The following is a 10129-nucleotide window of genomic DNA, read 5'->3' as shown; positions in this document are numbered from 1 at the left end:
TCAGCGACGCGGCGGGCAACACCAACAGCGGCACCACCGATTCCAACAATTACGCCATCGACACGCTGCGGCCGACGGCAACCATTGGGATCAATGACACCGCGCTCACGGCCGGCGATGTCACGACGGTGACCTTTACCTTCAGCGAAGTACCGTCGAACTTCACTGCAGCGGACGTGAGCTACGACACCACCAGCGCAACCTTGGGCACGATTACAGCTACGGCCGATTCGAAAGTTTTCACCGCCACTTTGACACCGCTGGTGTCGATCACCGACGCTACGAACGTCATTACGGTGGGTACGGCGTGGCAGGACCTGGCTGGCAACGCCCCGGGTGCTTCAAGCAACTCGGTTAACTATACCGTCAGCACCGCCGTCGACTCGACGCCGCCGACTGTAACAATCACTAGTACGCCCTTAGATAATACAATCGGTTCTACCTCCATAGTCACCTTCCAATTTAGTGAAATTGTGACTGGTTTCGATCCCAGCAGTGCGACCGATGTTACATTGACACGTAGCACGCTGAGCAACATTACTCATGTAGACGGTGATACTTGGACAGCGACCTTGACGAGAACTGCTAGCGGCTCTGTAAAGGTTGATGTGATAGCAGGTAGCTATACGGACTCGGCGTTTAACCCGGGTGCTGCAGGGAGTCTAGGACCTCTCAACCCCGCCGGCGTTGCCGGAGAGCCGATTAATCTCGCCCTCACCGATCCATCGCATGAGGGTGCGCTCATCACCGTCACGGTGAAGGATGTGCCTTCCGGCTGGACCATCGACGGCGCAACCCACAACGCTGACGGCAGTTGGACGGTGCAGACCAGCGACCTGCACGGGCTGACGGTCACCACGCCTGCCGATTTCGCCGGCGCAGCAGTGCTCGACGTCCAGATGTCCTGGACCAACGCGGACGGCACGACTGGCAGCGCGTCCATCGCCGACAATGTCGAGGCCTACGCTCCGGGTTCGCCGATTTTTGCCTGGTCTGGCGACGATGTGCTGACCGGATCGAGCGGCAACGATCTCTTCGTCTTCTCGCAGCCGATCGGCGCCGACACGGTGCACAGTTTCGATGCGGCGGCCGACCAGATCGACCTTATCGGCTACAACGGATTGGCAGATTTTGCCGATCTCCAGACGCATATCGCCGACGATGCCCACGGGAACGCGGTGATCACGCTCGGCGATGGGCAGTCGATCACGCTGGACGGCGTCCACTCGGGCGCACTGATGGCAAGCAATTTCGTCTTCGACCAGACGCCGGTGGTCAACAATGCCGGAACCATGACGATCGGCGACGGCGCCTTGCTGCCGCTGAGCGGCACGATCAACAATAGCGGCCTCATCTCGCTGGACTCGACCGGCGGCGATACGCTGCTGCAAATCATCCAGCATGGCGTGACCCTGCAGGGTGGCGGGCAGATCCTGCTCTCCGACAGCGCCGCCAACGTGATCTCCGGCACGGGGCCGGATGTCACTCTGGTCAATGTCGACAACACGATCTCGGGTGCCGGCCAACTGGGCGGCGGGATGCTGAGCCTCGACAACCAGGGCACCATCATCGCCTCCGGCGCGAATGCGCTCTTCATCGATACAGGGGGCAGCGTCGTCATCAACTCCGGAACATTGGAGGCGACCGGTTCAGGTGGCCTGACGATCACCGGCGGGCTGGCGAATTCCGGCATGCTGTGGGCCAATGGCGGCGACATCGTCATCGACGGCCAGGTTACCGGCGACGGTGACGCCACGATCGGCAATCTCTCGAAGCTCGAATTCGGCGGCGCCTCGTCAACGGACGTCACCTTCGCGCACGACGCGGCCGGCACACTGCAACTCGACGATTCCTTCGATTTCAGCGGGCGGATCGGCGGCATCACCAATGACGACAGGCTGGAGCTCGAGGATATCCTGTTCGGTGCGGGAACGACGGCCGTCTATCAGGCAAACCAGGATGGTAGCGGCGGAACGCTGACCGTTTCGGATGGTACCCACGGTACCGCGCTGCATCTGGTCGGCTCCTATGATGCCAACGGCTTCAAGCTTGCCGATGACGGCCAAGGTCATACCGCCGTTTCGTACAATCCGGCGGAGTTCACGCTGACGGGCGTCGGTAATGGAGCAATTTCAAGCGACTTCGTGGTCTGACCAGAAGGGCCGCCGTCGGCGGCGGCCCACCGGCCTGACGAGCACCGAGTGGGGTTCTGGAATTGGATAGCAAACCTCGAGTTGTGAAGGATGCGCTTCGGGCATGCCGCCGCTATTTCCTGGTCGCGGCGGCATTCAGCCTGGCAATCAATCTGCTCTACCTCGCGTCCCCATTGTACATGCTGCAGATCTACGACCGGGTCGTCACCAGCGGCAGCGAAACCACGCTGGTGATGCTGACCCTGGTGTTGCTCGCGGCCTTCCTTTCATTGGCCGGCCTCGACCTGGTGCGCGCCGCTATCCTGACGCGCGCCAGCGCGCGACTCGACCGGCTGCTCTCGGCAAAAATCCTTGCCGCGTCGGTCGAAACCCCATCGCCCGGTTCGTCGCAAAGCCAGCCTATCCGCGACTTCGACACGTTCCGGCAGGTCATCACCGGCAGCGGCGTCCATGCCCTGTTCGACCTGCCATGGTCGCCAATCTATATCGGCATCATCTTCCTGCTGCATCCATGGCTCGGCTTCTTCGCACTGGGTTGCTCGCTGCTCCTGATCGCCATGGCCGTGCTCAACGAGTATCTCGTGCGTTCGCCGCTGAAGCAGGCCAACGACCTGGCGACCACCAACTATAATTTTACGGAGATGAGCCTCAGGAACGCGGAAGTCGTTCGCGCCATGGGGATGATCGACGGTCTCATTCGCCGCTGGGGGCGCGACCGCAATTTGGCGCTGCGGCGCCAGGCGGAGGCGAGCGACCGCGCCGCCTTGATGTCGGGCCTTATCCGGTTCCTGCGGCTCACCATGCAGTCACTGATCCTCGGCCTCGGCGCCTATCTGGTGATCGAGCGGCAGATCACCGGCGGCACCATGTTCGCCGCGAGTCTACTGCTGGGCAGGGGGTTGCAGCCTGTCGAGCAGATCGTCGGCCTCTGGCGCAGCCTGATCCTGGCGCGGGCTGCGTTGGCAAGGGTCGAGAAACTGGTCGACGGGGGCGCGCGGAACGAAAGATCGTTCAACCTGCCCAAGCCCAGCGGCAAGATCTCCGTCGAGCAGGTCAGCTACGCAATTCCCAGCCAGCAGAAGGTGCTTCTGCGGGACGTATCGTTTCGACTGGAAGCGGGCGAGGCGCTCGGAATCGTCGGCCCTTCCGGCGCCGGCAAGTCGACGCTGGCACGTAACCTCGCTGGCGTCATGCAGCCCAGTCGCGGCACCGTCAGGCTGGACGGCGCCGACATGTCGCAGTGGGGGCATGACGCGCTCGGCGACCACATCGGCTACCTGCCGCAGGATATCGAACTGTTCTCCGATACGGTGGCCGCCAATATCGGGCGCTTCAAGACGAATGTCGACCAGGAGGTGATCGAGGCCGCGCGGCTCGCCGGCGTACACGAGATGATCATCCGCCTACCGCAGGGTTACGAGACCCAGATCGGCGAAGGCGGCGCCGTGCTGTCGGGGGGATATCGGCAGCGGATTGCTCTTGCACGGGCGGTGTTCGGAACGCCGAAACTGATCATTCTCGACGAGCCGAGTTCCAATCTAGACGCCGATGGCGACCGCGCGCTGAGCGAGTGCGCGATCGAGCTCAAGCGCCGCGGCAGCACGGTGATCATCGTCTCGCACCGGCCTTCGACCCTGGCGAATGTCGACAAGATCCTTCTGTTGCGCGATGGCGCGGTCGAGGCCTTCGGCATGAGAAACGAGATCGTGGCGCTGCTCAACCAGCGCTCGGCGCCAATGGCGGTGGCAACCCAATGAACCGCGGCCGGAGAGATCGATGAGCGACGGGGCCCTCACCTACCGAAGCCTGCCCGGCGAAACCGGTATCCTGGCCCCGGATTCGATCCAGGTGCCGGCCTATGTCGGCCTGCTGATCATCGTCGCCTTCTTCGGCATCTTCGGCGGATGGGCGGCATTTGCCCCGCTGAACGGCGCCGTGCTCGCCGACGCTGTCGTCAAGGTGGAAGGCAATCGCAAGAGCGTGCAGCACTTCGACGGCGGAACGGTGAAGGAGATCCGCGTCAAGGATGGCGACATCGTCAGGAAGGGCGACATAATGCTGGCGCTGGACGACACCAGGATTCGCTCCGAGTTCAATCTCTATGCTCAGCAATATGCGCTGTTTCGCGCAACCGATGCCAGGATTCGGGCCGAACTGGACGGCAGCGAGGCTGTTGCCTTCCCGAAGGACATCCTCAAGGAGCACGAGGCCTACCTCAGGGATGCGATGGCAAACCAGATCGCCGACCTGGAAAGCCAGCGCGCCTCGATGGCCGGCGCCAAGCAGATCCTCGAGCGGCGGATTGGCGAACTCGAGGAGCAGATCCAGGGCAAGCAGTCTCGTGTCGAATCCTACCACGCCCAGCTGCAATCGACGATCGACGAGAAGGCCAGCCTTTCAAAACTGCTCAAGGCCGGATTGACCACCCGCCCGCGCATTCTGGAACTGGAAAGATCCGCCTCGGATCTGCAAGGCCTGATCGACGAAAACCTCGGCGCAATCGCCGGCAGCCAGCAGAGCAAGGCCGAGCTCGATAGCCAGATCGCGCAACTGACCAATGAGCGCCGAGCCAAGCTTTCGGCCATGCTGATCGAAACCCAGTCGAATCTTGCCGACCTTGTGCCAAAGATGTTTGCCGCCCAGGCTGCCATGGACCGGGCCGAAGTCCGCGCGCCTTATGACGGTCAGGTAATGGATCTCAGCGTCTTCTCGATCGGGGCGATCGTGGCGCCGGGCCAGACAATCCTCGACATCGTGCCGACCGAGAATTCGCTGATCGTCCAGGCGCAGGTTCGCGTCGAGGACATATCGAACCTGCGACCCGAGATGGCGGCCGAAGTTCGCTTCACATCATACAAGCAGCGCTCAATTCCCACAATTCATGGACGCGTCACCCGCATTTCGGCGGATCGCATTACCGACAGCAAAACCGGGTTTCCCTACTATCTTGCCGACGTAGCGGTCGATCCGATGGAATTGGCGGCGGCCCCCCAGATTGCGCTTTATCCAGGCATGCCAGCGTCGGTCATGATCGTTACCGAGGAACGTACCGCACTCGACTACATTTTAGGCCCGCTGGTCGTATCGTTCCACTCCGCCTTTCGCCAGAAATGACGGAGGTCGCCAATCGATTGGCGATGCAAAGTTTCGACGAGCCTGTCAGGCCTCCGTGGATCAAGACAGGCCTACGGACTCCGAGACCATGCCTGCAATCGCCAGTTAAATGCCAGGAGCTGCCGTTTCGGTTTCGGCCCCGACCTGCAACGCTGGGGCTTCCCGTTTCTCCATCGGCCAATCAAGGCCGAGGAGAACTCACATGAGTCACTCTCAATACGATGATGCTAGCCGCGAGCGGGCCGCCTGGAATGCAGGAAATGAAAGTAGGAACCAAGCGTCGGCTCACACAGAAACAGATCTGGGCTGTTCGCTTCTTCCTCGATCGCGAGGGGCGCGTTCGAGACCGTGCGCTGTTCGATCTGGCAATCGACAGCAAGCTTCGCGGCTGCGACCTGGTCAAGATCAGGATTAGAAATGTGGTTTCGGGGCCGGAGATTAGGACCCGCGCAATCGTCGTTCAGCAGAAGACGGGTCGTCCAGTCCAGCTCGAAATCACGAGTCGCTGGCGGGAGTGATTGGCGACCTCTACTTCTTAGCAAGGTTCGTATTCCAAATATCCCGATGCAGTCGCCATTCGCCGTCGGCGCCCTTCTTCCAAACCACAATGTATTTGCCGATTTCCTCACTGGTCTTGCCGTCGCTACCGGGAATCTTGATAGAGTAGGTGCCCTCCTCATACGCGAGATTGCCGCTCTCCTCGACCTGCGCCGCTTTCAGGGTCAGATCGGTCAATCCTGCATCGATCCAGCTCTGCCACATCTTCTGAACGCTTTCGCGGCCGGCGACCCGCTCTTCGTTGGGAGGAAACGCTACCGCGTCTTCGGTGTAGTGTTGAGCCAAGCTCGCCGTATCCTTAGCGGCAAACTTCGCAACAAAGTCCGCATTGTTCGCCTCTATGCTTGATTGGGCTGTCTGGGCACCTGCAGATTCGCCACCGCCGATAACTAGTGCGACGAAACAAAAAGTGGCTAGAAAGTAGCGCATCGAAGTCCTCCCTTTTGAAAGCCGGCCAGCGAAGACCATGTGCAGATGAAGACAACGAGGGCGAGTAATTGCCGGGTGTTGTCGGACATCGGCGCCCAATCAATGTCTTTTACAGACGGGGCGTAGCAGGCCGCTTGCAGGGCTAATATGCGCTTACGCTAATACAATGACAATCCCAGCTAGCTAATATCCATGCCCCCCACTCACGCTGAGGCGCACATTGCGTTCGACGCGACATGCCGCTGGAAGATCGCCGCGAGCATCCAGTTTAGCCCCACTTCCTGGCGAGGCTAAGGCGATCATCCACCTGATCGATCAAGCCGGGCTCGAAGGTATGGTTTCGAAGCGCAAGGACAGCAATTCGACGGCCTGGCTCAGGACCAAAGCTTACAGCATTGACGAATACGAGTTGCTCGGCGTCGAGCGTGAGCCTGGGAAGCCGGCTTTCCCCCTGATGGCGGATCGGGCGACCGGGAGATATGTCGGCTCGGCCTCAATCAACTCGCGGGGCGCCATCCGAGACCGGCTGTGGAAGCGCGTCCAGGAACACGCCGGGCCGGCGGAGCGGAAACAGTTCGTTCCGGGCCGATTAGGCGCTAGATTGCTGCGGACGTTCCTGCGAAATCGTTGGCGGACGCCGATGCCGATTTTTTCAGTCAAGCACTCGACTGTCTATCGCTATAACCAACCGGTGAGGTTTGGCGAGCACCGGCTGATGTTCAGGCCGCGCGACAGTTTCGATCAACGACTTCTGGACCACGCCCTATCCGTGGACCCCGAGCCGATGGGAATTCGATGGATCCATGACGTTTTTGGAAACTGCGTTGCCGTGATCGAATTCACGGGTTCGGCCAATAAACTCCATTTCGCGACAGACATTCGGCTCGATCACACGCCGCAGCATGCGCCCGATTTCCGTATCGATGAGGCCGCGCTGAATTATCCATTCTCTTACGATCCCGATGAGGGGGCCGACCTCGCGCAAACCATGGAGCGCCATCATGCCGATGACAGCGACGAGATTGGCAAATGGGCACGGCAGTTCGTGAATGCCTCGGGACAAACCGAGACCGGCAAATTGCTGATGACGCTCTGCTACGCCATCCATGAGAGCTTCGTCTATTCCCGTCGGATCGAAACCGGGACGCAGCCGCCTCTCGTGACGTTGCATCTGCGCAAAGGCACATGCCGGGACTTCGCGCTTTTCATGATGGAGGCGGTGCGGTCGCTCGGCTTCGCAGCCCGGTTTGTGACCGGTTATGTCTATGTGCCGAGCCGCGACAGTGCTGATGTGCGCGGCGGAGGATCGACGCATGCCTGGTGCCAAGTCTATTTGCCTGGTGCCGGCTGGGTCGAGTTCGATCCTACCAATGGCATTGTCGGCAACCGGGATCTGATCAGGGTGGCCGTGGCCAGGCATCCCCAGCAGGCCATACCTCTTTCGGGAAGCTACTCCGGCAGCGCCTCAAGTTTTCTTGGCATGACTGTTGAGGTAAAGGTGGCGAAACAAAATTAGCTCTGTCTGATGTTCTCCGGAACTGTTTGGGCAATTTGGAGTTTGCCCGGTTCCTGAATCAAGGCATTGGAGCATCGATGCGCATCCGCGCGGGTTTCAACCTCACCTACGAATGTCCGCAGCAGACACCAATGCTGCTCGTCCTTGAGATCCATCCTTCACGCCGCGTCGATCTGTTGACAGAACAGGTCTTAGGCTTTGATCGCCCGATCGAAGCCCGCGGCTACATTGACGCTTTTGGCAACGCGTGCACGAGAATAGAAGCGCCTGCGGGCCTGACAACGATATCCACGAGTTTCGACATTTACGATACTGGGAAGTCTGATGTCGTCATGCCAGAAGCCATCCAGCACGACATCAAGGAACTGCCCGACGAGGTGCTCAGGTTTCTCCTGGGCAGCCGCTATTGCGACACCGACCGGCTTGGCGACTTCGCTTGGGCGAATTTTGGCAATGCCCCCTCCGGCTGGGCGCGGGTGCAGGCGATCTGTAATTTCGTGCACAATCACATCGCTTTCAGCTACCAAGCCGCGGACCCGCTTCGGACTGCCCACGGCGCTCTCGCAGATCGAACCGGCGTCTGTCGCGACTTTGCGCATCTGGCCATCTCGCTATGCCGCTGCATGAACATCCCGGCGCGCTATTGCACCGGCTATCTCGGCGACATTGGCGTGCCTCCGGTGCCGGATCCCATGGATTTCAGCGCATGGTTCCAAGCATATCTAAGCGGTCACTGGTTCACATTTGATGCTCGGCATAACCGCCCTCGCATAGGTAGGATCCTGATGGCGACGGGTTGCGACGCGACTGATGTTGCACTCTCAACCAGTTTCGGTTCATCGAGACTTGCTGGCTTCGAAGTTGTCACGAAAGAAGTCCAAGCGGAGCACGTGTTAGCGACTCCTATCGGAAATCCAGTGCCTTCACCTTGATCTGATCGCTGTGGCCAAAGCTCCGCGCCAGTTCGTGCTGCGAGAAAGGATTGAACTCTGAGTTGTATTAGTAAAGTCAAAGACTTATGAGATGTTTTGTACCATTGTGACGTCCGTCAAAATGGCCCTTCACCGTCATTAGTTGAAAGCCGAATTAAGGCCTGCAGCGAAACCAGCAACGGCACTGACCAGGTATCCGCCCTTCTCATTCGGTCACGGCGAGGCCACCGCACCATGTTCGCACATCAAGTTGCCGTAGAGCGGCCATTCGAGAAAGTCCTGCGAGAGCCAATGCGGACCGATGTCGGTCGCCCAGGCGACCGTGCGCCCGCGGCCATGGTTTGCGAACAGCAAGGAGCGCTAGATCGCGCGCTTGTCCAAGGACAACGTCGGTGGGAGGAGACATACCGAAATTGTGCAGCCGGCTCAGCAGCGCAATTAGCGTTCTGACGACCCGTGTTAACTGCCAATCAAGAGATCTTCAACATTCCTGATTACGAGGGCCAGCAGCGGGAGCGCAACCGCGACTGGAAGCCAACATTCGATCGATGAAAGTGGCGAAAAGGGCGCGGTCCGCGACGGCGCCCTTTGGCGATCGACGCTGTTCTACCAGCCTTGTCGACCATACCATTCGTCGATGTCTCGGCATACGCGATCCTTCTCGATGCCGTAGCGTTCCTGGATTTTGCCTTCGAGCTGATCGCGCTTGCCGGCGATGCGGTCGAGATCATCATCAGTGAGCTTGCCCCACTGTTCCTTGACCTTACCTTTGACCTGCTTCCAATTTCCTTCGACGCGGTTCCAGTCCATGGTGGCGACCTCCTTCGTTTCTCCCGTGGAAAAACGGTCGTATGGCAGTGAGGTTCCAATGCCGAAGAAGCGACAACCGCGATTGGAAGCCGATTTTCGATTCGACCAAACAGCCGGAACATTAGACTCTAAAAGTTCCTGCTTTGCGGCAGGTGGTGCCTTGGGAGAACCTGAAGCAGCCGAGCAAGCGGTGATCGATGACGCACGTCAGAGCATCGAGGCCTAACCTCAATCGAACTGGATTGGCTAAAGGATAGGCGCCCGCGCTACCCTTCGCGGGATGTACCGGCACTGAAGGGAGAAAATGCGGAAGCCGGCGACATAGCGTTCCATCGAACAGACCAGGACTGGATTGTTCGAATGGTTGCGGGCCGCAACCGCAACAAAGTCTCCCTAATTGGGCTTAGAGAGGACAAGCCCCGCTTCATCTACAGGGCCGACCATCTGGCCGTCGCTCAGCTCTCGCTCGGAGACCCAACTGCTGACGCATAAATTCCCAACCCGCTACAGCTTCAGCCACCGTGATTTCAAGGTACGCATCCGGTGAAGACCGCAGACGTGCATATCCGATGCCATGAGGACCTGAGCACCGCGGTGCTGGGGTCAAGCTTTCGATG

At 59.7% G+C, this 10129-nt stretch carries 7 protein-coding genes and 2 pseudogenes; 6 read left to right on the top strand and 3 right to left on the bottom strand.

Annotation, left to right across the window (positions count from 1 at the left end; translation table 11 throughout):
- From NKH03_RS33260 to NKH03_RS33245, 4 genes and pseudogenes are all read left to right on the top strand, one after another.
- Window positions 1-2153, top strand: a 2153-nt coding sequence (locus NKH03_RS33260) for an Ig-like domain-containing protein (protein ID WP_352873878.1), incomplete at its 5' end; no start/stop codon positions are given.
- 62 nt (window positions 2154-2215) lie between these two features.
- A complete protein-coding gene (locus NKH03_RS33255; RefSeq protein ID WP_352873879.1) occupies window positions 2216-3910 on the top strand; it encodes a type I secretion system permease/ATPase in 1695 nt (564 codons plus the stop codon).
- Between the two features lie 19 nt (window positions 3911-3929).
- Window positions 3930-5267: an HlyD family type I secretion periplasmic adaptor subunit gene (locus tag NKH03_RS33250; protein ID WP_352873880.1), complete on the top strand. Its 1338-nt coding sequence runs from the start codon at window positions 3930-3932 to the stop codon at window positions 5265-5267.
- A 202-nt stretch (window positions 5268-5469) separates the two neighbouring features.
- Window positions 5470-5770: pseudogene (locus NKH03_RS33245) on the top strand (site-specific integrase); the annotation flags it as partial.
- Between the two features lie 25 nt (window positions 5771-5795).
- On the opposite strand, the gene NKH03_RS33240 reads toward NKH03_RS33245, so the two are convergent.
- Window positions 5796-6254 (bottom strand): YybH family protein, encoded by a 459-nt coding sequence (locus tag NKH03_RS33240; protein WP_352873881.1) that lies wholly within the window; start codon window positions 6252-6254, stop codon window positions 5796-5798.
- Window positions 6255-6894: 640 nt separating this feature from the next.
- Between NKH03_RS33240 and NKH03_RS33235 the strand changes: the two genes are divergently transcribed.
- Both NKH03_RS33235 and NKH03_RS33230 read left to right on the top strand, forming a co-directional pair.
- The gene (locus NKH03_RS33235; RefSeq protein ID WP_352873885.1) at window positions 6895-7770 is read left to right on the top strand and encodes a transglutaminase family protein; all 876 of its coding nucleotides are present in this window, start codon (window positions 6895-6897) and stop codon (window positions 7768-7770) included.
- Between the two features lie 77 nt (window positions 7771-7847).
- Window positions 7848-8702 (top strand): transglutaminase-like domain-containing protein, encoded by an 855-nt coding sequence (locus NKH03_RS33230; RefSeq protein WP_352873883.1) that lies wholly within the window; start codon window positions 7848-7850, stop codon window positions 8700-8702.
- 213 nt (window positions 8703-8915) lie between these two features.
- On the opposite strand, the pseudogene NKH03_RS33225 reads toward NKH03_RS33230, so the two are convergent.
- Together NKH03_RS33225 and NKH03_RS33220 are read right to left on the bottom strand one after the other, a co-directional pair.
- A pseudogene (locus tag NKH03_RS33225) lies at window positions 8916-9056 on the bottom strand (glutamine amidotransferase); the annotation flags it as partial.
- Between the two features lie 252 nt (window positions 9057-9308).
- Window positions 9309-9512: a CsbD family protein gene (locus NKH03_RS33220; protein WP_352873884.1), complete on the bottom strand. Its 204-nt coding sequence runs from the start codon at window positions 9510-9512 to the stop codon at window positions 9309-9311.
- Window positions 9513-10129: the final 617 nt, after the last annotated feature.

Origin of the sequence: Mesorhizobium sp. M1406, from assembly GCF_040317555.1 — a bacterium.
GTDB lineage: Bacteria > Pseudomonadota > Alphaproteobacteria > Rhizobiales > Rhizobiaceae > Mesorhizobium.
Note: the sequence above shows the minus strand (reverse complement) of the source record. Positions and strands in the feature narration are given on the sequence as shown.